At 70.6% G+C, this 22897-nt stretch carries 22 protein-coding genes and 1 pseudogene; 11 read left to right on the top strand and 12 right to left on the bottom strand.

Features of this window, described 5'->3' with window-relative positions:
- Positions 1-89: 89 nt before the first annotated feature.
- Complete coding sequence (locus J5226_RS10585) at positions 90-1409, top strand: MFS transporter (protein WP_215839866.1); 1320 nt, start codon at positions 90-92, stop codon at positions 1407-1409.
- A 7-nt stretch (positions 1410-1416) separates the two neighbouring features.
- Here the strand turns inward: J5226_RS10585 and J5226_RS10580 are convergent, their stop codons facing one another.
- From J5226_RS10580 to ubiH, 3 genes are all read right to left on the bottom strand, one after another.
- Positions 1417-1710 (bottom strand): hypothetical protein, encoded by a 294-nt coding sequence (locus tag J5226_RS10580; protein WP_215839865.1) that lies wholly within the window; start codon positions 1708-1710, stop codon positions 1417-1419.
- A gap of 247 nt (positions 1711-1957) precedes the next feature.
- On the bottom strand, positions 1958-3157 hold the full coding sequence (locus J5226_RS10575; RefSeq protein WP_215839864.1) for an FAD-dependent oxidoreductase: 1200 nt from the start codon (positions 3155-3157) through the stop codon (positions 1958-1960).
- Positions 3154-4479 (bottom strand): 2-octaprenyl-6-methoxyphenyl hydroxylase, encoded by a 1326-nt coding sequence (gene ubiH / locus J5226_RS10570; protein ID WP_215840388.1) that lies wholly within the window; start codon positions 4477-4479, stop codon positions 3154-3156. Before ubiH ends, J5226_RS10575 begins: the two co-directional genes overlap by 4 nt.
- Before the next feature lie 214 nt (positions 4480-4693).
- Between ubiH and J5226_RS10565 the strand changes: the two genes are divergently transcribed.
- From J5226_RS10565 to J5226_RS10555, 3 genes are read left to right on the top strand one after another with little or no spacing between them, the layout of a single operon-like run.
- Positions 4694-5287 carry a hypothetical protein gene (locus J5226_RS10565; protein WP_215839863.1) on the top strand — a complete coding sequence of 198 codons (594 nt, stop codon included), beginning with the start codon at positions 4694-4696 and terminating at the stop codon, positions 5285-5287.
- A 25-nt stretch (positions 5288-5312) separates the two neighbouring features.
- Positions 5313-5867, top strand: a complete 555-nt coding sequence (locus tag J5226_RS10560; protein WP_215839862.1) for a cob(I)yrinic acid a,c-diamide adenosyltransferase — start codon at positions 5313-5315, stop codon at positions 5865-5867.
- A 4-nt stretch (positions 5868-5871) separates the two neighbouring features.
- Positions 5872-6786: a histone deacetylase family protein gene (locus J5226_RS10555; RefSeq protein WP_215839861.1), complete on the top strand. Its 915-nt coding sequence runs from the start codon at positions 5872-5874 to the stop codon at positions 6784-6786.
- Between the two features lie 472 nt (positions 6787-7258).
- Here J5226_RS10555 and msrB read toward each other — a convergent pair whose 3' ends face one another.
- Positions 7259-7699, bottom strand: a complete 441-nt coding sequence (msrB, locus tag J5226_RS10550) for a peptide-methionine (R)-S-oxide reductase MsrB (protein ID WP_215839860.1) — start codon at positions 7697-7699, stop codon at positions 7259-7261.
- 184 nt (positions 7700-7883) lie between these two features.
- Here msrB and lptD point away from each other — a divergent pair, with 184 nt between their 5' ends.
- The 7 genes and pseudogenes from lptD to J5226_RS10515 all read left to right on the top strand — a co-directional run bounded on the left by lptD (position 7884) and on the right by J5226_RS10515 (position 16054).
- Complete coding sequence (gene lptD, locus J5226_RS10545; protein WP_215839859.1) at positions 7884-10445, top strand: LPS assembly protein LptD; 2562 nt, start codon at positions 7884-7886, stop codon at positions 10443-10445.
- A complete protein-coding gene (locus J5226_RS10540) occupies positions 10442-11806 on the top strand; it encodes a peptidylprolyl isomerase (RefSeq protein WP_215839858.1) in 1365 nt (454 codons plus the stop codon). The genes lptD and J5226_RS10540 overlap by 4 nt, the downstream gene beginning before the upstream one ends.
- Position 11807: 1 nt before the next feature.
- The gene (pdxA, locus tag J5226_RS10535) at positions 11808-12803 is read left to right on the top strand and encodes a 4-hydroxythreonine-4-phosphate dehydrogenase PdxA (RefSeq protein ID WP_215839857.1); all 996 of its coding nucleotides are present in this window, start codon (positions 11808-11810) and stop codon (positions 12801-12803) included.
- A 37-nt stretch (positions 12804-12840) separates the two neighbouring features.
- Positions 12841-13686, top strand: coding sequence for a 16S rRNA (adenine(1518)-N(6)/adenine(1519)-N(6))-dimethyltransferase RsmA (gene rsmA, locus J5226_RS10530; RefSeq protein ID WP_215839856.1), 846 nt, complete (start codon positions 12841-12843; stop codon positions 13684-13686).
- 239 nt (positions 13687-13925) lie between these two features.
- A complete protein-coding gene (apaG, locus tag J5226_RS10525; RefSeq protein WP_215839855.1) occupies positions 13926-14309 on the top strand; it encodes a Co2+/Mg2+ efflux protein ApaG in 384 nt (127 codons plus the stop codon).
- Between the two features lie 13 nt (positions 14310-14322).
- A pseudogene (locus J5226_RS10520) lies at positions 14323-15183 on the top strand (symmetrical bis(5'-nucleosyl)-tetraphosphatase); the annotation flags it as partial.
- 181 nt (positions 15184-15364) lie between these two features.
- Positions 15365-16054, top strand: coding sequence for a DUF1287 domain-containing protein (locus tag J5226_RS10515; RefSeq protein WP_255323052.1), 690 nt, complete (start codon positions 15365-15367; stop codon positions 16052-16054).
- A gap of 334 nt (positions 16055-16388) precedes the next feature.
- On the opposite strand, the gene J5226_RS10510 is transcribed toward J5226_RS10515, so the two are convergent.
- The 8 genes from J5226_RS10510 to J5226_RS10475 all read right to left on the bottom strand — a co-directional run bounded on the left by J5226_RS10510 (position 16389) and on the right by J5226_RS10475 (position 22896).
- Positions 16389-16898 carry a dihydrofolate reductase gene (locus J5226_RS10510; protein ID WP_215839853.1) on the bottom strand — a complete coding sequence of 170 codons (510 nt, stop codon included), beginning with the start codon at positions 16896-16898 and terminating at the stop codon, positions 16389-16391.
- Positions 16899-16955: 57 nt separating this feature from the next.
- Positions 16956-17432: a hypothetical protein gene (locus tag J5226_RS10505; RefSeq protein WP_215839852.1), complete on the bottom strand. Its 477-nt coding sequence runs from the start codon at positions 17430-17432 to the stop codon at positions 16956-16958.
- Positions 17433-17662: 230 nt separating this feature from the next.
- Positions 17663-18457, bottom strand: a complete 795-nt coding sequence (locus tag J5226_RS10500) for a thymidylate synthase (RefSeq protein WP_215839851.1) — start codon at positions 18455-18457, stop codon at positions 17663-17665.
- A gap of 3 nt (positions 18458-18460) precedes the next feature.
- Positions 18461-19354 carry a prolipoprotein diacylglyceryl transferase gene (lgt, locus tag J5226_RS10495; RefSeq protein ID WP_215839850.1) on the bottom strand — a complete coding sequence of 298 codons (894 nt, stop codon included), beginning with the start codon at positions 19352-19354 and terminating at the stop codon, positions 18461-18463.
- Positions 19355-19587: 233 nt separating this feature from the next.
- Entirely contained in the window at positions 19588-20079 is a 492-nt protein-coding gene (locus tag J5226_RS10490) for a TPM domain-containing protein (protein ID WP_215840386.1), read from the bottom strand.
- A gap of 2 nt (positions 20080-20081) precedes the next feature.
- Positions 20082-20996 (bottom strand): TPM domain-containing protein, encoded by a 915-nt coding sequence (locus J5226_RS10485; protein WP_215839849.1) that lies wholly within the window; start codon positions 20994-20996, stop codon positions 20082-20084.
- Positions 20990-21856 carry a hypothetical protein gene (locus J5226_RS10480; RefSeq protein WP_215839848.1) on the bottom strand — a complete coding sequence of 289 codons (867 nt, stop codon included), beginning with the start codon at positions 21854-21856 and terminating at the stop codon, positions 20990-20992. The genes J5226_RS10485 and J5226_RS10480 overlap by 7 nt, the downstream gene beginning before the upstream one ends.
- Positions 21856-22896: a TPM domain-containing protein gene (locus J5226_RS10475; protein WP_215839847.1), complete on the bottom strand. Its 1041-nt coding sequence runs from the start codon at positions 22894-22896 to the stop codon at positions 21856-21858. Before J5226_RS10475 ends, J5226_RS10480 begins: the two co-directional genes overlap by 1 nt.
- Between the last annotated feature and the right edge of the window lies 1 nt (position 22897).

Below are 22897 nucleotides of genomic sequence, written 5' to 3'. Positions count from 1 at the left end.
CTTTAGGCTGTGTTCCGCGCCGGCCCGGTTGTGCGCGCGCGCAGTTGCGGCATAGTGCGTTGCCAGTCCCGCCCGAGCCCGCCGCCGCAATGACTTCCGAAGCCGTCGCTTCCGCCCCGCCCGCCGGCGCCGCGCCGCTGAGCCGCAAGGACACCCGCACGCTGCTGTTGTCGGCCTTGGGCGGCGCGCTGGAGTTCTACGACTTCGTGATCTTCGTCTTTCTGACCGAGACGCTGCGCAAGCTGTTCTTCCCGGTCGGCATGCCCGAATGGCTGGGCACGCTGCAGATCTACGGCATCTTCGCCGCCGGTTATCTGGTGCGGCCGATCGGCGGGATCGTCATGGCCCACTTCGGCGACCGCTCCGGGCGCAAGCGCATGTTCACCCTGAGCGTGTTCCTGATGGCGCTGCCGACGCTGTTCATCGGCCTGCTGCCGACCTATGCGCAGATCGGCCTCGCCGCGCCGTTGTTGCTGCTGTTCCTGCGCATCGTCCAGGGCATCGCCATCGGCGGCGAAGTGCCCGGCGCGTGGACCTTCGTCGCCGAACACGCGCCGCGCGGCCGCGTCGGTTTCGCCTGCGCCTCGCTGTCGGCCGGCCTCACCGCCGGCATTCTGATCGGCTCGCTGATCTCCACCGCGATCAACACCTTCCTCGCCCCGGCGCAGGTGCTGGACTGGGGCTGGCGGGTGCCGTTCGTGATCGGCGGCGTGTTCGGTTTCCTCGCCGTGTACCTGCGCCGCTGGCTCAGCGAAACGCCGGTGTTCACCGCGATGCGCGAGAGCCGCCAACTGGTGCAGGAACTGCCGCTCAAGCAAGTGCTGCGCGACCACCGCGCCGGCATCGTGCTGTCGATGCTGGTGACGTGGCTGCTGACCGCGGCGATCGTGGTGGTGATCCTGATGACGCCGACCATCGTCCAGCAGAAGTTCGGCATGGCGCCGTCGCGCGCCTTCCTCGGCAACAGCCTGGCCGCGTTCTTCCTGACCTTGAGTTCGGTCGGCGGCGGCTGGTTGGTGGATCGCATCGGCCGCGGCCGCGCGCTGTTGATCGGCTCGCTCGGCGTGTTGGTCAGCAGCTTCGCGCTGTACTACGACTTGAACCACGGCGCGCACAACTTCCTGCTGCTGTATGCGCTGGCCGGCGTGTTCGTCGGCGTGGTCGGGGTGATCCCGGCGGTGATGGTGGCCGCGTTCCCGGCGCCGGTGCGGTTCTCGGGGCTGTCGTTTTCCTACAACGTCGCCTACGCGGTGTTCGGCGCGGCGACGCCGCCGTTGATCGGCGGTTATCTCGCGCCGCATTTCGGCGGCATGGCGCCGGCGTACTACGTGATGGCAGTGGCCTTGGTCGGCGTAGCGGTGTCGGTGTATCTGCTGGGCGATACGCGCCAGCCGTTCCACGAGGACTGAGCGCGTTTCAGCAGACCATCACGAAGTACACGCCGAAGATCCACAGTCCGGCGATCCAGCAGGCCAGCATCGCCAGACACGCGAGCAGGATCCAAATCGCGCGCGCCCAGCCGCCGCGGCCGAGCGCCCAGCGCGCGGCCAACACCGGCAAGGCCAATCCGATCAGCGCGAACAGGCCGAGCACGGCCCAGCCGAAGGCCCAGAACGCGGGGGATTTTTCGCCGTATTCCGGCGGGCATTGGCTGGTGGCGAGCGCGAGCGTCGGGCACAACGCGGCGGCGAATGCGGTGGCGCGTTTCATGCGGCGTTCCTGCGAAGACTAGAAGCAACAGCAAAATGGATTCCGGCGTTCGCCGGAATGACGGTGAAAAGGTTTCGTCTCTCTCATGCAGCGAACCGTCTCTCACCCACCGTCATTCCGGCGAACGCCGGAACCCATTTTGACGTTGCCGTCGCTTGCGCTCTAAGCATCGCAACGAGCCGCAACGATCAAGCGCTGCGACACAACCCCAGAACCGACGCAGCCTCCGAAAACGCCAGCCCCCGGCTCACACCCCCGCCGCGCGCCGCCAGAAGAAATGCGCCAGCGGCGGCAGCTTGCCGGCCAACCCCAACAACGGCCCGCGCACCAACGTCGCGGCGAGATCGTCGTTGGAGAACAGCTTGTTCAAGCCGTCGAACCCATACGCCGCCAACGCGTTCTCGCTGCGCCGCTCGCGCGCCCAGCGCTCCAGGCGGTGCGGCGAGCCGAGATCGACGCCGCGGCGCTGCGCTTGCTGCAAGCTCGCGCGCAAGCCGGCAACATCGCGCAGGCCGAGATTGACGCCCTGCCCCGCCAACGGATGCACCACGTGCGCGGCATCGCCGATCACCGCCACGCGCCCCGACACATAGCGCTGCGCGAGTTGCCGCCGCAGCGGAAACGCGGCGCGCGGCGACACCCGGGTAAGCGCGCCGAGGCGGCCGGCGAAGGCGCGTTCGAGTTCGATCAGGAAGGCCGCGTCGTCGGCCGCGAGCAAGCGCTCGGCCTCGGCTTCCGGCAGCGTCCACACGATCGAGCTGCGCTTGTCGCGCGCGCCGTCCTCGCCCTGCGTCGGCAGGAACGCGATCGGCCCGCCCGGCAGGAAGCGCTGCCAGCAGGTCGCTTCGTGGCCGCGTTCGCTGTCCACATACGCGACCAAACCGCGCTGGCCGTAATCGTGCGACGGCGCGTCGATGCCGGCGAGCCGGCGCAGCTTGGATTCGGCGCCGTCGGCGGCGACCACCAGCCGCGCGCGCAAGCGCCGGCCGCCGGCCAAGGTCACGCCGACGCTGTCGGCTTGGTCGCGCTCCAAGGTTTCGACTTGATCGGGACAATGCAGCTGCACGCCGGCCGGCGCCAATGCCGACCACAAGCGATCGACCAGCAAGCCGTTCTCGACGATCCAGCCCAGTTCGCGGCGGCCGAACGCGTCGGCGTCGAAGGCGATCTCGCCGCCGCCGGCCGCGTCCCAAACCCGCATCGCGCGGTAGGGTTGCACGCGCGCCTCGCGCACCGAATTCCACACGCCCAGGTCGTGCAGCAACGCGGCGTTGTCGGGCGCGAACGCGTACACGCGCAGGTCCGAGCGCTGCGGCGACCACGGCGCGGGTTCGCGCGCTTCGACCAGGGCCACGTCGAGCCCGTCGCGGGCGAACGCCAGCGCGGCGGCCGCGCCGACCACGCCGGCGCCGACCACGATCACGTCGAGCAACTCGCGCCGGCTCATGCGCGGCCTCCGCGGCGGTCGTCGGGCACGCCGTTGAACGGCGCGCCGCCGGCGCGGTCGTTGCGGCACAGCGCCGGCACGTCGCCGCGATAGCCCATCGCGCCGCCGACCAGGAACGACTGCGCGCTGGCCAAGCGGTCGAACGCGAACAAGCCCAGGCTGCGCAGCGGCCGCATCAGTTCGGTGTCGTTCGACGCCAGCCGCGCCAAGCCGTCGGAGAAGCCGACGGTGCGTTCGCGGTCTTCCTTGCGCCGCTGCAGATAACGCGCGAGCAAAGCCTCGCTGCCGCAGTCGGCGTCGCCGGCGGCGCGTTGCTGTTCGATCAGTTCGGCCAGCGTCATCGCATCGCGCAGGCCGAGGTTGAAGCCTTGCGCGCCGATGGGGTGGATGGTCTGCGCGGCGTTGCCGACCAACACCGCGCGCGGCGCGACGGTGCGCTGCGCCAGCACCCGGATCGCCGGATACAGGCTGCGCGCGCCGCTCGCCAGCAAGCGGCCGGCGCGCCAGCCGAACGCGTCCTGCACGCGCGCCAGGAAGCCGGCTTCGTCGAGCGCGGCGACCGCGTCGCTTTCGGCGGTGGCGACGCCGTGGATCAAACCGTAATGGCGGTCGCCGCGCGGCAGCAGCGCGGTCGGGCCGTCGCGGCCGAGGCGCTCGTAGGCGGTGCCGTCGGGCGTGCGCTCGCCGCGCACGCGCGCGACGAACAAGGTCTGGCCGTAATCGTGTTCGTCGGTGCCGATACCGAGCGCGTCGCGCACGCCGCTGCGGGTGCCGTCGGCGGCGACCAAGAGCCGAGTGCGCAGGATCCGCTCGCCCGCGCCGTCGGCCACGCGCACCGCGCGCCAGCCGTCGCCGCCGCCGTCGGCCAAGCCGACGAAGCGCACCGGGCGGTAGCGCAGCAAACGCGGCAACTCGGCCAGCCGCGCTTCCAGCGCTTCGCCGAAATCGCGCGCCACCACCACCCGGCCGAATTCTTCGCGGCCGTAGCGTTGGGCGTCGAGCACGGTGCGGCCGAAATCGCCGCGGCGGCTGATGTGGATGCGCCGGATCGGCCCGGTCGGCGCGCGCAGCTTGGCCAGCACGCCGAGCGCGTCGAGGGCGTTGAGGGTGGCTTCGGCGAAGCTGAGATTGCGTTCGTCGAACACCGCCGGCAGCGCGCCGGGCGGGGCGGCCTCGATCAGGCCCACGTCGAGGCCGATGCGGTCCAGGGCGATGGCGAGACTGGCGCCGACCAGGCCGCCGCCGACGATCAGGACATCGTGGCTGGCGTGGACGCTGGGGTCGGGCGCGCCGGAAGAATGCGGCGTGGCGTCGGAAGTCATGACGTTCATGATACGTGGGCGTTCGCTAAGCGTGGGTTCGCGGTTGTCGCAGCGGCCTTCGGGCGCGCGCGGCTGCGCGCCCCAAGGCCGCGCAACCCGCTTGCCGACCACCCGAATCAATCACTTAGCCCCCGATCCACGGCCCAACCGGCACATTCGCCCCCAGCTTCTTTAGAATGGCCGAATCGACGCCGCCGCGTCCGGAGCCAGATCCATGAAGCCGAACACCCGCAACAGCCTGATCCTCGCCCTGCTGGCCGTGTTGATGGTCGCGACCCGCGTCAATCACTGGGCGCCGATCCCCGACGCGTCGTGGGCGGTGTTCTTCATCGGCGGCTTCTATCTGCGCAGCTGGACCCGCTGGGCGTTCCCGGCGCTGATGGCGCTGGCGGTGTCGATCGATTACGCGGTCATCAGCCGCATGGGCATCAGCTTCTGGGACCACTACTGCGTCTCGGCCGCTTACTGGTTCCTGGTGCCGGCGTATTTCGCGATGTGGGCCGGCGGCCTGTTCGTCGCGCGCAACTACAAGCGCAACTGGAACACCCTCGGCGTCGCCGCCGGCGCGCTGCTGGTGTCGGTCGCGGTGTGCCAGCTGCTGAGCCAGGGCAGCTTCTACTGGATCTCGGCCTCGGTGCCGAACCCGACCGTCGCCGGCTGGGCCGCCAACTACGTCGAATGGCTGCTGCCGTACCTGCGCACCACCGCCACCTACGTCGGCATCGCCGCCGTGGTCCAGGCGATCGCCGCGGCCGCGGGCAAGACCGCGCTGGGCTCGCACTCCTCCGACGACGCGCGCAAGCGCTGACCGGCGCGGCGCGAGGCTCGACGCGATGGGCAACCGCCTCTCCAAGATCTACACCCGCACCGGCGACGACGGCTCCACCGGCCTCGGCGACGGCAGCCGCACCGGCAAGGATTCGGCCCGCGTCGGCGCCTACGGCACCGTGGACGAAGCCAATTCGACCATCGGCCTGATCCTCGCCGCCGAATTGCCGGAAGTGGTGCGCGAGCAACTGGTGTCGATCCAGCACCAGATGTTCGACCTCGGCGCCGAGCTGTGCATCCCCGGCCACGCGGCGATCTTCGCCGCCGACATCGACCGGCTGGAACAGTGGCTGGACGCGCACAACGAGGATTTGCCGGCGCTCAAGGAGTTCATCCTCCCGGCCGGCGGCGAAGCCGCGGCGCGCTGCCACATCGCCCGCACCGTGGTCCGCCGCGCCGAGCGCGACACCGTGGCGCTGGCGCGGATCGAAGACATCCGGCCCGAGGCGGTGCGTTACCTCAACCGCCTGTCCGACCTGCTGTTCGTGATCGCGCGCGTGCTCGCCCGCGCCGACGGCCACGGCGAGGTCACCTGGAACCACGAGCGCCGCAAGGCCTAGCGGCGTGCGCGTCTACACGCATCCGGCCTGCACGCGCCACGACCCGGGTCCGGGCCATGCCGAGCGGCCGCTGCGTCTGGTCGCGGTGACCGAATCGCTGCGCGAAGCCTTCCCCGACCGCCTGCGCTGGTGCGAAGCGCCGGCCGCCAGCCGCGGCCAGCTGCTGCGCGCGCATTGCGACGAACTGCTGGCGCTGGTGCTGGACACGCCGGTCGACGGCCCGATGCAGCTCGACCCCGACACCGTGCTCGCGCCGGGCTCGGCCGAAGCCGCGCTGCGCGCCGCCGGCGCCGGCGTGGCGGCGGTGGACGCGGTGCTCAAGGGCGAGGAAACCCGGGTGTTCTGCGCGGTGCGACCGCCCGGCCACCACGCCACCGGCGAGGCGGCGATGGGCTTTTGCCTGTTCAACAACATCGCCGTCGCCGCCGCCCACGCCTGCGACAAGCACGGGCTGTCGCGGGTCGCGGTGATCGACTTCGACGTCCACCACGGCAACGGCACTCAGGCAATCTTCGACAGCGATCCGCGGGTGATGTACGTGTCCTCGCACCAGATGCCGCTGTACCCGGACACCGGCTACGCGCACGAGCGCGGCGTCGGCAACATCGTCAACGCGCCGCTGCCGCCGGGCACCGGCAGCGAAGGCTTCCGCCGCGTCTGGCGCGACCGCCTGCTGCCGACCATCGACGGCTTCCGTCCGCAATTGGTGTTGATTTCGGCCGGCTTCGATGCGCACAAACGCGACCCGCTGGCACAGATCGACCTCGAAGGCGACGACTTCGCCTGGCTCACCGCCGAACTGGTCGCGATCGCCGAGCGCTACGCGCAAGGGCGCGTGGTGTCGATGCTGGAAGGCGGCTACGACCTCGCCGCGCTGCGCGAAAGCGCGGTGGCGCATGTAGGGGCGATGCTCGGCTGAGTCTCGGCGCGCGGCCTGTTTCGCCGCATTCCTGTTTCGCTGCGCGCTCCCTGTTTCGCTGCGCTCCCTATGTAGGAGCGGCGTGAGCCGCGACCGCAGGGTAGCCGGTCGCGTCGCAAGCGCTGTGTCGCGGTCGCAGCTTACGCAGCTCCTACAGCCGCTCCGTCCGGCTTTACGACGCCTCTCTCAAAACGCCCCAATCCAGCCGAAGCCCCTGTAGGAGCGGCGCGAGCCGCGACCGCGGGATAGCCGGTCGCGTCGCAAGCGCGGTACCGCGGTCGCAGCTTACGCAGCTCCTACAGCCGCCCCGCCCGGCTTACGACGCCTCTCTCAAAACGCCCCAATCCAGCCGAAGCCCCTGTAGGAGCGGCGTGAGCCGCGACCGCGGGGTAGCCAGCCGCGCCGCAAGCGCGGTGTCTCGGTCGCAGCTTACGCAGCGCCTACCGCCGCCCCGACCGGCCCGCGCCCCGCCTCACCCTTCCGCCTTGCCTTCGAACTCCAACGCCGCCGAGTTGATGCAATACCGCAACCCGGTCGGCCGCGGCCCGTCCGGGAACACGTGCCCCAGGTGCGACTGGCAGCGCGCGCATTTGACCTCGATCCGGCGCATTCCGTGACTCTCGTCGGCCTGCTCGCTGACCGCTTCGGGCCGGATCGGCTGGTAATAGCTCGGCCAGCCGCTACCGGAGTCGTACTTGGTGTCCGAGTCGAACAAGGGCTCGCCGCAGGCCACGCAGGTGTAGGTGCCGGCCTCCTTGTGGTTCCAAAAGCGCCCGGTGAAGGCCCGTTCGGTGGCCGAACAGCGGCAGATCGCGTATTGCTCCGGCGAAAGCTGCTCGCGCCATTCAGCTTCGCTCTTCTCGACCGGGGCGGCGGCGGGGGCGGCGGGGTCGGTATGGGGGTGCTGGCTCATGATCTCCTCCGGGGTGGACGGCGGCGCGTTGCCGGCGCGGCGGCGGATTTGGACAGACGATGCCGGCCGGTTGCGCGAAACTTGCAAGATGAACGCCGTTGACTCCCAGATGGCGCTCGCGTTGCCCGCTTGCAAGGGATGGGGCAAGCTAACCGCCGTTTTTCACCGTCTGCCGGATGCTCGCGTGCGCAAACCCCTCCGCCTGCTCCCGTTGTCGCTCTGCATCGCCCTCGCCCTGCCCGCGTACGCGGCGGACGACAACGAGAACTGGGGACTGTGCCCGCTGATCGACGCGGTCCCGTCCTTCGACGACGCCCCCGCGCCGACCGGCACCGCCGACCAGCGCGCCAGCCAGCCCACCGCCATCGACGGCGGCACCCTGCAGCGCGCCGGCGACGACCAGAACATCGTGGTCCAGGACAACGTCCGGCTCAGCCGCGGCGACCAGTTCCTGGGCACCGACAAGCTCAGCTACAACCAGGAAAGCGGCAAGTACACGGCCGAGGGCCACGTCCGCTACCAGGACTCGAGCATGCGCCTGGTCGCCGAGCACGCCGAGGGCGACCAGAACGCCGACAAGCACCAGATCGACGACGTCGAGTACCAGCTCACCTCGCGCCGCGGCAACGGCGGCGCCGAGCGGATCGAACTCAACGGCGTCAAGGGCTCGCTGCTGAGTTCCACCTACTCCACCTGCGCGCCGAACCAGCGCGCCTGGGAGCTGCGCGCCCACCGCATCGACATCGACACCGAGGAAGGCATGGGCGTGGCGCGCAACGCGACGCTGCGGATCGGCAAGATCCCGGTGCTGTACGTGCCGTGGTTCATGTTCCCGGTCGACGACCGCCGCCGCACCGGCCTGCTGTATCCGAACATCGGCATGTCCGGCAAGAACGGCTTCGATTGGCGCCAGCCGATCTACCTCAATCTCGCGCCGAACTACGACGCCACCTTGTTCCCCCGCTACATGAGCCGCCGCGGCGCCAGCCTGGGCGTGGAGTTCCGCTGGCTGTACGAGAACGGCTCGGGCGAGACCTACGTCAACTGGATGCCGCGCGACGACCTCTCGCGCAAGGATCCGGACCGCTACACCTATTACCGGCGCATCGACAGCCCGCTGCTGACCATTCCCGAAGACCAGATGCCGCGCGACAACCGTGGCGAGTTCGCGTTCAAGGGCTCCCACCGTTTCAACGGCACCTGGTACGCCGCGGCCAATCTGGCCTGGGTCAGCGACAAGTACTACCTGCAGGACTTCAGCAACAGCCTGTACGGCCAGTCGGCGACCTCGCTGCGCAGCGAGATCGGCGTGTACGGCCGCGGCCGCTATTGGGACGCGAGCTTCACCGCCGACCACAACCAGCTCGCCGACTTCACCCTGCAGGAAGACTCGCTGGCCTACGACCGCCTGCCGCGCGCGACCTTCCACTGGGCGCAGCCGGTGCAGCGCTGGCTGGAAACCGGCGTCGACACCGAGGCCGTGCGCTTCCAGCACGAAGACAAGAAGTACATCAGCAGCGACCCGACCGCGGGCATTCCGGACAGCCGGCGCCTGGAGATTCCGGGCGGCAGCCGCTTCGACGTGCGCCCGTACGTGAGCTTCCCGCTGGAAGGCGCGGCCTGGTACATCCGGCCGAAGCTGGCCTGGCGCTACACCGCGTACGAGCTCGACTCCAGCCTTGCCAAGCAGATCGCCAACAACCGCGCCGACGCCTTCGTCCTCGCGAACCCGGGCACGATCAAGACCGAGGAGATGGTGCGCGGCTTCTACGACAAGTCGCCGACCCGCAGCCTGCCGATCACCTCGATCGACGCCGGCCTGTACTTCGACCGCGAGACCGAAATCCGCGGCGACCATTACGTCCACACCCTGGAGCCGCGCGTGTTCTACCTGCGCGCGCCGTACCGCGACCAGGACGGGCTGCCGCTGTTCGACACCAACCCGATGTCCTTCAGCTGGGGCGCGCTGTTCCGCGACAACCGCTACTCCGGCGCCGACCGCCAGACCGACGCCAACCAGCTGACCACGGCGCTGACCACGCGCCTGATCAACTCCGAGGACGGCCGCGAGCGGCTGGCCGCGAGCATCGGCCAGATCCAGTACTTCGACGACATCCGCGTGGTCGCCGGCGCCGAAACCCCGATCAAGCAGGGCAAGTCGGCCTGGGTCGCCGACGTCAGCGTCTCGCCGAGCGACCGCTGGACGATCAACGCCACCTACCAGTGGGACCCGCGCCTGCGCAGCGAGGACGTCGCCACCCTGCGCGCGCGCTACCTGTTCCGCAATTCCGGCGTGGTCAACTTCGCCTACCGCTACCGCCGCAACCTCGCCGCGCCCCCGGGCTCGCCGAGCGACATCGCCGATCAGTACGAGCAGGCCGACTTCTCCTTCCTGTACCCGATCAACAACAACTGGAGCATCGTCGGCCGCTACTACTACTCGATCAAGGACAGCCGTCCGCTCGAGCAGATCGCCGGCGTGCAGTGGGAAAGCTGCTGTCTGGCGGTACGCGCGATCGCCCGCCGCTACCAGCGCAACCGCTCCGAAGACCTGAACAGTTCGTTTCAGGTGGAGTTCGAACTCAAGGGTCTAGGCTCGGCGGGCCAGAACACGGAGAAGGTTTTGCGCCGTGCTATTCTCGGCTACAACCGCGACGACCTCTATCTGACGCCTCCGTCTCCCACGGTCAGCCGCGAAAATCGCGGTCCCGGCGGCGACGAGGCCATCCTCGACCCGACCCTATGAACAATCGTTTTGCCCGTGCCCTGACCGCTGGCGTCCTGGCCACCGGCCTGCTGATCGGCGTCGCCCAGGCCCAGGAAATGCAACCGATCGACCGCATCGCCGCGGTCGTGGACGAGGACGTCATCCTCAAGACCGAGCTCGACCGCGCGGTCGCCAACATCCTCAACCAGTACGCCGGCCGCAGCGAACAGCTGCCGCCGCGCGACGTGCTGGAACGGCAGGTGCTCGAACGCCTGATCCTGCTCAAGCTGCAGGTCGCCCAGGCCCAGGGCACCGGCGTGCGCGTGACCGACCAGGAAATCGAGCAGGCCATCGCCGGCATCGCCCAGTCCAACCGCATCAGCGTCGACCAGCTGCGCCAGCAGATCGCCCGCGACGGCAGCTCCTTCGCCGACTTCCGCAACTCGATCCGCGACGAACTGCTGGTCCAGCGCCTGCGCCAGCGCTTCGCCCAGACCCGGGTCTCGGTCAGCGACGCCGAAATCGACGCCGCCCTGGCCGCGCAGGCCAACTCCGGCACCCAGTACCACCTCGCCCACATCCTGGTCGCCCTGCCCGAGGGCGCCACGCCCGAGCAGATCGCCACGGCGCAGAAGAAGGTCGACGGCGTCAAGACGCTGATCGACAAGGGCGAGATGGACTTCAACGCCGCCGCGGTGCGCTACTCCGACAGCCCCAACGCGCTGGAAGGCGGCGACCTGGGCTGGCGCAGCGTCGACGAAATCCCGGCCGCGTTCGCCGAGATGATGAAGTCGATGAAGGCCGGCGACGTGACCCAGCCGCTGCGCGGCCCCAGCGGCTTCCAGCTGCTCAAGCTGGTGGAAGTGCGCGACGCGTCCAAGTCGTCCGGCCCGCAGATGGCGACCCAGTACCACGCCCGCCACATCCTGATCCGCGTCAACGACAAGATCACCGAAGCCCAGGCCAAGGCCAAGGCCGAAACCCTGCGCGCGCGCATCGCCGGCGGCGCCAAGTTCGAGGACGTGGTCAAGGAAAGCTCCGAAGACCTCGGCACCCAGGCCAAGGGCGGCGATCTGGGCTGGTTCACCCGCGACGAATTCGGCCCCGAGTTCGGCGGCGCGGTCGCGGCCCTGGCCGACAACGAAGTGTCCCAGCCGGTCCACACCAGCGCGGGTTACCACATCGTCCAGCGTCTGGCCACGCGCGAAACCGATATGGCCGACCAGAGCAAGCGCGCCCAGGTCCAGGAGACCATCGGCCGGCGCAAGCTGGAAGAAGAGTGGAACCGCTTCCTGCGCGAGAAGCGCAGCGAAGCCTATGTCGACTTCCGCGTCGGCAAGGGCTCGGAAGGCAACCAGCCGGGCACCGAAACCACGCTGCCGGCCGCCAAGGGCGGCTGACGTGACCCCGCCCCGGCTCGCGCTGGTGCCGGGCGAGCCGGCCGGCGTCGGGCCGGAGCTGTGCGTGCGGCTGCTGCAGCAGCCGCGCGACTACGATCTGATCTGCTACGCCGACCCGCGCAGCCTGCGCGCCGCGGCCGACGCCCTCGCCCTGCCCCTGACCCTGCTCCCGCCCGACCGCCCTTCGCGCGCGCCGGGCGAAGTGGCCGTGGTCGAGATCCCCAATCCCGTACCGCCGGCCTTCGGCGCGCCCGAGCCGGCCAACGCCGCGGCGGTGATCCAGGCCTTGCTCGACGCCGCCCAGGCCTGCCTGGACGGCCGCCTCGACGGCGTCGTCACCGGGCCGGTGCACAAGGCGGTCATCAACCAGGGCGGCATCGCCTACACCGGCACCACCGAGCTGCTGGCGCAGCAGGCCGGGCGCGAGGTGGTGATGATGCTGGCCAACGACATCGTCCGGGTCGGTCTCGCCACCACCCACCTGCCGTTGCGCGCGGTCGCCGACGCGATCCGCCCCGACCCGCTGGCGCGGACCCTGCGCATCGTCGAAGCCGCCCTGCGCGGCGACTTCGGCCTGCAGCGCCCGCGCATCGCCGTGCTCGGCCTCAACCCACACGCCGGCGAAGCCGGGCACCTGGGGATGGAAGAGATCGAGGTGATCGAGCCGGTGCTGGCCGCGCTGCGCGCCGACGGCCTCGACCTGATCGGCCCGCTGCCCGCCGACACCGCGTTCCTGCCGGCCAAGCTGCGCGGCTTCGACGCCGTGGTCGCGATGTACCACGACCAGGGCCTGCCGGTGCTCAAGTACAGCGGCTTCGAGCGCGCGGTGAACCTGACCCTCGGGCTACCCTATCCGCGCGTGGCCGTGGACCACGGCACCGCGCTGGACCTGGCCGGCCGCGGCCTCGCCGACCCGTCCAGCCTGATCGCCGCGGCGCAGACCTGCGCCCGCATCGCCCAAAACCGAATGATCCGCACGGCCCGCCCATCCGCATGACCCGTTCGCCCCGCACCGCCCCGCCCGGAGGCTCGCCATGACCGGCACCGCCAAGACCCACGCCAAAGGCTTCAAGCCCGAGGCCAAGAAGCACCTGGGCCAGCACTTCCTGCACGACGCCCACATCATCGCGATGATCGTGCACGCGGTGGACCCGAAACCCGGCGACCGTCTGGTCGAGATCGGCCCCGGCCAGGGCGCGATCACCTTCCCGTTGCTCGACCGCCACGGCGAACTGACCGTGATCGAGTTCGACCGCGACCTGATCTTCCCGCTCACCGAGTCCGCGCGCGCCCACGGCACGCTGGAAGTGATCCACCGCGACGTGCTCACCGTGGATTTCACCGCCCTGGCGCACAACGGCGGCCCGATCCGGCTGGTCGGCAACCTGCCCTACAACCTGTCCTCGCCGATCCTGTTCCATGCGCTGGAGCACGCCGCGGCGATCCGCGACATGCACTTCATGCTGCAGAAGGAAGTGGTCGACCGCATGGCCGCCGGGCCCGGCAGCAAGGTCTACGGCCGCCTCAGCGTGATGCTGCAGGCGTATTGCCAGGTGATCGCGCTGTTCGACGTGCCGCCGGCCGCGTTCCGGCCGCCGCCGAAGGTCGATTCGGCGGTGGTGCGGATGATTCCGCTGGCGCCCGAACAAATCGGCATCGACGACCACGCCCTGTTCGCGCGCGTGGTCCGCGACGCCTTCGGCCAGCGCCGCAAGACGCTGCGCAACGCGCTCTCGCTGGTCTGCGACGGCGCCTCGATCGAAGCCGCCGGCGTGCGGCCCGACGCGCGCGCCGAGCAACTGGAAGTGGGCGAATTCGTGCGTCTGGCCAACTGGCTGCGCGCGCACGACAAAGTCCTGCCGGATCCGTCGGCGGCCTGACCGGCACGCGCGTCGCCGAGGCGCGCAGGCCGCGCCGCGGCGCTCCCGCGCGGACGCACGCGCGATCCGCTCGCGCGGCGCGCGGATCGCGCGAAACCGCGCGAAACTGCCCGACCCCGCCCGCACCCGCGACGCCTGCGACCGCGATCGCAGCGCCGCCGCGGCGGACGTTTTGCCCCTCCCCGCGTTATTGCGGGAACTCATTCCCGCTTCATGCCCGCTTTGCTTAAACTGCCGCTATGAACCGCCCCACCGAATACGTCTTCGACATCGACGTGGCGACCCGCTACCTGGACGATCAATCCGCCCCGGAGCAGGACCGCTACGTGTTCGCCTACACCATCCACATCCGCAACGCCGGCAACGTCCCCGCGCGCCTGATCGCGCGCCACTGGGTGATCACCGACGCCAACGGCAAGGTGCAGGAAGTGCGCGGCGACGGCGTGGTCGGCGAGCAGCCGTGGCTGCGTCCGGGCGACGATTACGAATACACCTCCGGCGCCGTGCTGGAGACCAGCCTGGGCACGATGGAAGGCAGCTACGCGATGGTGGCCGACGACGGCACCCGTTTCGACGCGCCGATTCCGTCGTTCACCCTCACCGTACCGCGCACCCTGCACTGAGCGCGGACGGCACATGAGCGTTTGGGCAATCGGCGACCTCCAGGGCTGCTACGACGCCACCCAGCGATTGCTGGAGCGGCTCAACTTCGATCCGGCGCAGGACCAGCTGTGGTTCTGCGGCGACCTGGTCAACCGCGGCGGGCAATCCCTGGAAACTCTGCGTCTGGTCCACTCGCTGCGCGAACGCAGCGTGGTGGTGCTGGGCAATCACGACCTGTCGCTGCTGGCGATCGGCCAGCGCACCGAGGAAGAGAAGCGCAAGGTCAATCCCGACCTGCAGCGCATCGTCCTGGCCGAGGACGGCGAGTCGCTGCTGGACTGGCTGCGCCTGCAGAAGCTCGTCCACGCCGACCGCAAGCTCGGCTGGATGATGGTCCACGCCGGCCTCGCGCCGCGCTGGACCACGGCGATGGCCGAGCGCCACGCGCGCGAAGTCGAGGAGCGCCTGCACGGCGACCAGTACCGGCGCCTGCTGAAGAACATGTACGGCGACCGCCCGGCCTGGAATCCCAAGCTGGCCGGCATCGACCGCCATCGCGCGATCATCAACATCTTCACCCGCCTGCGCTATTGCACGCCGCGCGGCCGCATCGCCTTCGAGGACAAGGGCAGCCCGGGCACGCAGCCGGTCGGCCTGTACCCGTGGTACGAAGTGCCGGGCCGGGTCGAGCGCGATCTCAAGATCGTGTGCGGGCACTGGTCCACGCTGGGCTTGTTCATCGGCCACGGCGTGCACGCCATCGACACCGGCGCGGTCTGGGGCGGCAAGCTCACCGCGCTGCAGTTGGACACCGACGAGCTGCGCCTCGTCCAGGTGCCGGGCCGCGACGTGCCGGCGCATCCACCGCGGCCGCGGCCGCCGCGCCAACCGGCCTGAGCGGAGCATGCGCATGCGCCATGGATGGCGAAGCCCGCACGATGATTCGAAGCCGGCGATCGCGCGGTTGCGCGCTGTCGTGGCGCACGCGGCGCGGTCGTGCGCGGCGGCCGCGCGCGAGTTGCCGCCGACGCGATGGAGCGCCGCCACAAGGCGCGGCCCACCGCCGGCGCGGCCGTTGTCGCCACCTGTCTCGCGCAAGCTAGCGTCGCGCATCGCCGCGCCGTTGTTCGCGCTGCTCGCCGCCGCCTGCTCGCAACCGTCCGCGCCACCGGGGCAACGCGTCGACACCCACGTCTGGCCCGCGCCCTCGTCGGAACCCGCCGCGCCCTCGCCGCCCTTGGTCGCCGCCGCGCGCGCGCAGGTCGGCGTGGTGCGGCTGTACGACCCGGCCTACGTGCCACTGAGCTATCCCGGCGGCGATGTCGCGCCCGACCGCGGCGTCTGCACCGACGTGGTGATCCGCGCGCTGCGCTTGCAGGGCCTGGACCTGCAGCGCAGCGTGCACGAGGACATGCGCGCGAACTTCGCCGCCTACCCCTCGCTGTGGCGGGCGACGTCCACCGACCGCAGCATCGACCACCGCCGCGTGCCCAACCTGCGCCGCTGGTTCGAGCGCCAGGGCTGGTCGCTGCCGGTGAGCGCGAACGCCGGCGACTACCGCGCCGGCGACGTGGTGACCTGGGATCTGGGCCGCGGCCAGACCCACATCGGCATCGTCTCCGACCGCCGCTCCTGGGACCGCAAGCGGCCGCTGATCCTGCACAACATCGCGCGCGGGACGCGGGAGGAAGACGTGCTGTTCGCGTACGAGATCACCGGTCGCTATCGGCCGAGCTTGCCCGCGAGCGCCACGGCCTCGCGCTGATCCGGCCGTAAGCGGCCGTAGGAGCTGCGTAAGCTGCGACCACTCGAAACCCGGCCAACGCAAAGGCCTGGTGGCGGCGAGACGCCGAAAAACATCCCCCACGCGTACCCGCCGAACAGTCATCGCCATGAAAAAGCCCGGATAGCCCGAGCTTCGGACGCAGCGCGTTTTCCGCCGCCTGCGTGCGTCGCAGCTTACGCAGCTCCTACAGGTAGCGGCCGTGGCGCTTCGGCGAATGCAAGGGCAAACCGGTTTGGGGGCAACGCGTTTTGCGCCGCCCGTTCGGGCCGCAGCTTACGCAGCGCCTACGCAACGACGAAGCGCGACGATGGCCTCAATCGATGCCCAGGCGAACATAGTCGACGTACTCGAAATCGAACTCGTTGCGCTCGTCCGCGCGATGCCGCTCGCGCCGGGCTTCGCGCCACTCGCTTTCGTCGAAGCGCGGAAAGTACGTGTCGGCGCCTTCGACCCGGGTATCGACCCAGGTCAGGTACAAGCGCGACGCCGACGGCAGACACAGCGCGTACACCTCGCCGCCGCCGATCACGCACAGTTCGGCGGCGCCGTCGGCCGCGGCGAGCTCCAGCGCTTGTTCGGTCGAACCCACCGCTTGCATGCCGGCGAACGGCACTTCGCCCGAACGAGTCAGCACCAGATTGCGCCGCCCGGGCAGCGCGCGGCCCAGCGATTGCGCGGTCTTGCGCCCCATCAGCAGCGGCTTGCCCAAGGTCAGCGCCTTGAAGCGCTTGAGGTCGTCCGACAAGCGCCACGGCAGCGCGTTGTCGCGGCCGATGGCGCGGTTGCGGTCGAGCGCGGCGATCAGGCTGAGCTGAGTGGTCATGCGGTGTTCCTCGCGTTGCGTTGCAAGGCGCGTCGGCGGCGCTCGCCGGATCGGCCGTTACTTGAACCAGTCGGAAAGACTGCCGGCGCGGACGAAATCGCCCTGTACGCCGGCATCGAAATCGCCGTATTCGACTTCGTCGAGCTTCCAGCTCCCGTCCTCGCGCACCATCTGCGCGCGGCCGCGCCAGCGGGTCGGCGGGCCGGAACCGTCGTCGTAAACGAATTCGAGATCGACGCTCTCGCGATCCGGCCCGAGCGCGTTGCGTTTGCCGAGCTTGTAACCGGTCGCGCCTTCGCTCAGCCCGGTGAACATATCGCCCTCGATGTAGGGCGGCTTCAGATCGGGCGTCTGCGCGATCGTGCGGTCGCGCTCGCGCGCGGCCGGCGCCATCAGCGCCAGCAGACGCTTGGACAGCAGCGGCCGATAGCGCGCGAGATCCTCGCCGACCGGCAAGCCGCTGGCATGCAAGCGCATGTGCAGGTCGTAGAGAGAACGCGCGGCCTCGACGGCGCTGCCCGCGGCCAAGGGCATGTCGGCTTCCGGCTCGGCGCGCACGCCCGGTTCCGGCACGGGCGGCGCCGGCAACGGCTCCGGCAGCGGCCGGTCCGGCGAACGCAAAGGCGCGGCTTGCTTGGGCGCGGACGATGCCTTCGCCGCGGACGCAGCATCGTTCGCCGGGCGCGCGCATGCGCTCAAGCCGAGCAGCAGCGCCAGGCAAGCGACGCTGGCCCATCGCGCAGCGCCGCGCGCCATCGCCGGACTCAGACCGCGACCGGCGCTTTGATCGCCGGCGCCGGGTCGTAGCCCTCGATGGCGATGTCGTCGTAGCCGAACGCGAACAGATCGCTCACCGCCGGGTTGAGCTTGAGCGTCGGCAGCGTGCGCGGCTCGCGCGCCAACTGTTCGCGCGCTTGTTCGTAATGGTTCGAGTACAGATGCGCATCGCCCAGCGTGTGCACGAAATCGCCGACGCCGAGCCCGCACACCTGCGCGACCATGTGGGTCAGCAGCGCGTAGCTGGCGATGTTGAACGGCACACCGAGGAAGATGTCGCCGCTGCGCTGATACAGCTGGCAGCTGAGCTTGCCGTCGACCACGTAGAACTGGAACAGCGCGTGGCAGGGCATCAGCGCCATCTTCGGCAGGTCGGCGACGTTCCAGGCGCTGACGATCAGCCGGCGCGAATCGGGATTGCGCTTGATCTCGTCGACCACCCAGCGGATCTGATCGATCTCCACGCCGGTGCCGTCGGCCCAGCGCCGCCACTGCTTGCCGTAGACCGGGCCGAGTTCGCCCTGCGCGTCGGCCCATTCGTCCCAGATGCTGACCTTGTTGTCCTTCAGGTAAGCGATGTTGGTCTCGCCCTGCAGGAACCACAGCAGCTCGTGCACGATCGAGCGCAGGTGCAGCTTCTTGGTCGTGACCAGCGGGAAGCCTTGGTTCAAATCGAAGCGCATCTGCCAGCCGAACACGCTGCGCGTGCCGGTGCCGGTGCGGTCGGATTTTTCGGCGCCGCGTTCGAGCACGTGGCGCAGCAGGTCGAGGTACTGGCGCACGGCTCAGCCCTTGGCCGGCTCGGCGGCCGGCGGTTGCGGTTGCAGGGTCGGCGAGCGCGTGGACAGCCACAGCCAGAACAGGCCCAGCAGGATCAGCGGCGTGCTCAGCACCTGGCCCATGGTCAGCCAGCCGAACGCCAGATAGCCGTGATCGCCGAGTTGCTGGTCGGGCACGCGCACGAATTCGACCAGGAAGCGGAAGCAGCCGTACAGCAGCGCGAACAGGCCCGACACCGCGTAGCGCGGGCGCGGCTTGCTGGAGAACCACCACAGCACCGCGAACATGGTCAGCCCTTCCAGCGCGGCCTGGTACAGCTGCGAGGGATGGCGCGCGTAGCGGTCCAGCGCGCCGGCGGCGAACTGGGTCTGCAGTTGCTGCGTGGTCCAGTTGGCGAACTCCGGCGCGCGCGGGAACACCACGCCCCAGCCTTCGGCGGTGAACTTGCCCCACAACTCGCCGCCGATGTAGTTGCCCAGTCGGCCGAAGCCCAGGCCCGGCGGCACCAGCGGGGCGATGAAATCGAGCGTGTCGAAGAAATGCGTGCGGTGGCTGCGCGACCACCACCACACCGCGCTGACCACGCCGATCAAACCGCCGTGGAAGCTCATGCCGCCTTCCCAGATGCGCAGCAGCATCAGCGGATCGCGCAGCAGGTCGGCGAAGCCGTAGAACAACACGTAGCCGATGCGGCCGCCGAGCACGACGCCGATCATGGCGTAGAACAACAGGTCGCCGTAGGCGGCCTCGCTGACCCCGGGCAAGCGCCCGGCGCGGACCCGGCGGCGTCCCAGCCACCAGGCGGTGACGAAACCCAGCAGGTACATGATCCCGTACCAGTGGATTTGCAGCGGGCCGAGGGACAGCGCGATCGGATCGATCTGATGCAGGATGATCATGCGACGGGACGGGCTCGGGGGAGCGGAAGACCGACCTATTGTGCCCCAGCGCGCCGGCGCGCAGGGTGCGGGTTGCGGCCGCTGGGGACGAAGCGGCGCGGGTTTCAGCCGGGCTTTGGGGTTGCGGGCGGGCGCCGGATTCGGCGTGGCGGGCGCCGATGGCGCTAGGCCGCGGCGTATCGCGGATGCGTGCGGCCCGCGCCGTGGCCGTCGCGGCAGCGAGAGAGCGACGCTTACAGCAACGCCGGCTCGTCGGGCAGTTCGTTGCCCGCCGCCGCGGCGCCGGCTTCGCGCGGGAACGCCGCGGCCATGATCTCGTTCAACGCGGCGATGCCGCCGAGCACGGCCGCCTCGGCCGCTCCCGTCGCCAGCGCCCGCTGGATGTCGTCGCACACCGCCTGCCAACGTTCGTCGCCGACCCGGCGCGTGTAGCCGCGGTCGGCCACGATCTCGATGCGGTGATCGGCCAGCAGCAAATACAGCAAGACCCCGTTGTTGCCCGCTGTGTCCCACACCCCGAGTTGGGCGAACGCGCCGCGCGCGGCCTGGCGCGCGTCGCGCCCGGCGATCAGATCGTTCCAGCCCAGCCGCGCCTCGACCGCGAAACGCAGCTGGCCGCTGTGCCGGGACTCGCCCGCGGCGATGGCCGCCGCGATCCGGCGCAGGCTGGCTTCGGGAAAACGCCGCCGCGCCGGCCCGGCGCAGAGATGGCGGAGCATGCGCATCATCACCAACTCCCCGAGGCGCCGCCGCCTCCGCTGGAACCGCCGCCGCCGGACCAACCGCCTCCGCCGCCTCCACCGCCGCCGCCCCAGCCGCCGCCGTAACCGCCCCACCCGCCGCCGCCGACGTAATGGCCGCCGCCGCGTCCCAGCAGCGAGAGCAGGAAGCCGGCCACCGCGCTCAAGCCGATCAGCCACCACGCCATGCCGAGCAGCCACGCGACCGCGCCGACGCCGGCCGCGCCGATCAGCCCACGCAGGATCGCCGGCGCCGCCGACAGCACGCCGCGGATCAAGCTCGATCCGATGACGGCGAGGAACAAGGCCAGCACCCAATTGCCGTCGTCCGCGCCGCCGACGCTCTGCGCGCCGCGGCCCATCGGTTCGGGCAAGGGTTCGCCGTCGATCAGCCGCACCAGCATCGCGGTGGCGTCGGTCAGGCCGCCGGCGTAATCGCCGGCGCGGAACTTGGGCGCTATGTATTCCTGGATGATGCGGCCGGATTGCAGGTCGGTGATCGCGCCCTCCAGGCCGTAGCCGACCTCGATGCGCACGCGCCGGTCGTCCTTGGCCACCACCACCAGCACGCCGTCGTCCACGCCCTTGCGGCCGAGCTTGAACTGCTCGAACGCGCGCACCGCGTACGGCTCGATTTCTTCCGGCAACGTGCTCGGCACCATCAGGATCTGCAGTTGGCTGCCCTTGCGCTGCTGCAGCGCGCGCGCCTGCGCTTCCAGGTTGGCGCGCGCGGTCGCGTCGAGCGTGCCGGTGGTGTCGACCACCGGCGAGTCCATCGCCGGGATCGGCGCGGCTTGTTGCGCGAACGCGGCCGCGGCCAGCAGCCACAGGCCGAAACCGAGCAAGGCGCGCAGCAGGCCGCGCGTTGCGGTGCGTGCTTCGATGCCACGCTGATTCACCATGATCCGCTCGCTCCGCCGCCACCGCCCGACCAACCCGAATCGCCGGAACCGCCCGGACGGCTCGAACCGCCGGCACCGCTTGCGTCGCGCGCGCCGCCGCCGGAGTAACCGCGCGCGCGGCTGGCGCCCGAGCCGCTGCCGTCGAAGAAAAACACCAAGACCCAAACGAACAAGCCGAGCACGCCCAGGCCCAGCCAAGCCGAAATCTCCATCCGCGCGGCCGCGCCGCCGGTCAGGCGCTGCAAGCCCAGCCACGCGAACCACGCCAGCGCCGCGAACACCAGCGCGCGCAGCAGGCAACCGCCGCGGCTTTGCCGCCATGCCGCCATCGGCGGCGCGATCACGCCGACCAACAGCGGCGTCGCCAGCAACAGCGAAATCGCGGCCACGCCGATATCGCCGGGCTTCGGCACGCCTTGGCGGAACAGCGCCGCCACCAACGCCGCCAACGCCAACCCGACCGCGGACGCGCCGGCGACGCTGCGCAACCAGCGCCGCGGCCGCAGCGCCTGCCCGAGCGCGCCGCCGGCCACGCTGCACGCCAGCGCGATCCACACCGAAGCCGGCCCGCTCCACGTCCACGCCGCCCAGGCCGGCGGCAACAACGCCGCCGGCACGGCCAAGGCCAACGCCCAGCCGCGCGCGCGCGACAGCCAACCCACGGCCAGGGCGAACGCGAAACCGAGCGCGGCGATGCATTCGACCGGCCGCCACGCCGCCGCGTCGCCGGCGGCGCGATAGGCCGCAGCCTCCGGCACCGACGCCTGCGCCCACGACGCGAACGCGAGCAGGCACCCCGGCAGCGCGACTGCGCCGCGCCAGCGCGCCGCGAGTCCGAACGCCGAGCGTACGGCCGCCATCACCAACTCCCCGACGAACCGCCGCCGTCGCTGCGTCCGCCGCCGCCCGAGTAGCTGCTGGAACTGCTCGAACTCGACGAGGAAGACGAGGAACGCCGGCGCCGGCGCTCGTCCTCGTCGTCCCAGCGCGAACCGCCGCCGCGGCGCCCGTCGCCGCCGCTGGCGAATCCGCTGACCGACACGAACGCGGTGGCGATATAGGTGAACAACGCCATCGGCATCCAGCGTTCCCAGTCCTGCAGGTCCGGCGACAGTTTCGGCGCGGTGAACGCATACGCGGCCGCCGCCACCGCCACGATCACCGCGCAGCGGCCGAAGAACGCCAGCGGGCCGCTGCGCCACGCCGCGCGCATCCCGAACAGCGGGATCAGCACGAACGGCAAGGTCATCAATCCGGCGAACGCCAGCAGCGGCCACGGCAGTCGCTCGGCTTTCGGCTCGGGCAGCGGCGTGCCGTCGATCAGGCCGATCAGCGCGTCGTAGCCGCGCTCCAGGCCGCCGGCGTAGTCGCCGTCGCGGAACGCCGGGGCCAGGATTTCTTCGATCACGCGCGCGGCGGTTTGTTCGGAAAGGGGCTCGTCCAATCCGCTTCCGAGGTGGATGCGCATGCGCCGGTCGGCCTTGGCCACCACCACCAGCACGCCGTCGTCGATGCCGGCGCGGCCGGGCCGCCATTGCGCGAACACGCGGCCGGCGTAAGCGGCGATGTCTTCGCCATGCGTGCTGTCGAGCATCAGCAGCATTAACTGCGCGCCCTTGCGCCGCTGCAGGTCGAGCGAGCGTTCGCTCAAGCGCGACACCGCGGCGGCGTCGAGCGTGCCGGTCAGGTCGACGACGGGGCCGGTCAAGCGCGGCACCGCGACTTCGCCCGCCGCCGCGGCGCTATCGGAAGAGACGGACTCCGCGCCCTCGGCGGGCGCGGCTTGCGTGACCGGCGCCGGCGCCGCCGCGCCGCGCGCGAACGCCGGCGCGGCGCACAGCCACAGCGCCGCCAGCAGCGCCGCCCACGGCAGCGAGGGTCGGCGCGCGGCCGCGCTCATC

The organism is Lysobacter sp. K5869, from assembly GCF_018847975.1.
Taxonomy (GTDB): Bacteria; Pseudomonadota; Gammaproteobacteria; order Xanthomonadales; family Xanthomonadaceae; genus Lysobacter.
Note: the sequence above shows the minus strand (reverse complement) of the source record. Positions and strands in the feature narration are given on the sequence as shown.

Bases quoted from the DNA above. Each gene is read 5' to 3' on its own strand.
- J5226_RS10585 (WP_215839866.1), top strand. From the start codon at position 90: ATGACTTCCGAAGCCGTCGCTTCCGCCCCGCCCGCCGGCGCCGCGCCG.
- J5226_RS10580 (WP_215839865.1), bottom strand. From the start codon at position 1,710: ATGAAACGCGCCACCGCATTCGCCGCCGCGTTGTGCCCGACGCTCGCG.
- J5226_RS10575 (WP_215839864.1), bottom strand. From the start codon at position 3,157: ATGAGCCGGCGCGAGTTGCTCGACGTGATCGTGGTCGGCGCCGGCGTG.
- ubiH (WP_215840388.1), bottom strand. From the start codon at position 4,479: ATGACTTCCGACGCCACGCCGCATTCTTCCGGCGCGCCCGACCCCAGC.
- J5226_RS10565 (WP_215839863.1), top strand. From the start codon at position 4,694: ATGAAGCCGAACACCCGCAACAGCCTGATCCTCGCCCTGCTGGCCGTG.
- J5226_RS10560 (WP_215839862.1), top strand. From the start codon at position 5,313: ATGGGCAACCGCCTCTCCAAGATCTACACCCGCACCGGCGACGACGGC.
- msrB (WP_215839860.1), bottom strand. From the start codon at position 7,699: ATGAGCCAGCACCCCCATACCGACCCCGCCGCCCCCGCCGCCGCCCCG.
- J5226_RS10540 (WP_215839858.1), top strand. From the start codon at position 10,442: ATGAACAATCGTTTTGCCCGTGCCCTGACCGCTGGCGTCCTGGCCACC.
- rsmA (WP_215839856.1), top strand. From the start codon at position 12,841: ATGACCGGCACCGCCAAGACCCACGCCAAAGGCTTCAAGCCCGAGGCC.
- apaG (WP_215839855.1), top strand. From the start codon at position 13,926: ATGAACCGCCCCACCGAATACGTCTTCGACATCGACGTGGCGACCCGC.
- J5226_RS10510 (WP_215839853.1), bottom strand. From the start codon at position 16,898: ATGACCACTCAGCTCAGCCTGATCGCCGCGCTCGACCGCAACCGCGCC.
- J5226_RS10505 (WP_215839852.1), bottom strand. From the start codon at position 17,432: ATGCCCTTGGCCGCGGGCAGCGCCGTCGAGGCCGCGCGTTCTCTCTAC.
- lgt (WP_215839850.1), bottom strand. From the start codon at position 19,354: ATGATCATCCTGCATCAGATCGATCCGATCGCGCTGTCCCTCGGCCCG.
- J5226_RS10490 (WP_215840386.1), bottom strand. From the start codon at position 20,079: ATGCGCATGCTCCGCCATCTCTGCGCCGGGCCGGCGCGGCGGCGTTTT.
- J5226_RS10485 (WP_215839849.1), bottom strand. From the start codon at position 20,996: ATGGTGAATCAGCGTGGCATCGAAGCACGCACCGCAACGCGCGGCCTG.
- J5226_RS10480 (WP_215839848.1), bottom strand. From the start codon at position 21,856: ATGGCGGCCGTACGCTCGGCGTTCGGACTCGCGGCGCGCTGGCGCGGC.
- J5226_RS10475 (WP_215839847.1), bottom strand. From the start codon at position 22,896: ATGAGCGCGGCCGCGCGCCGACCCTCGCTGCCGTGGGCGGCGCTGCTG.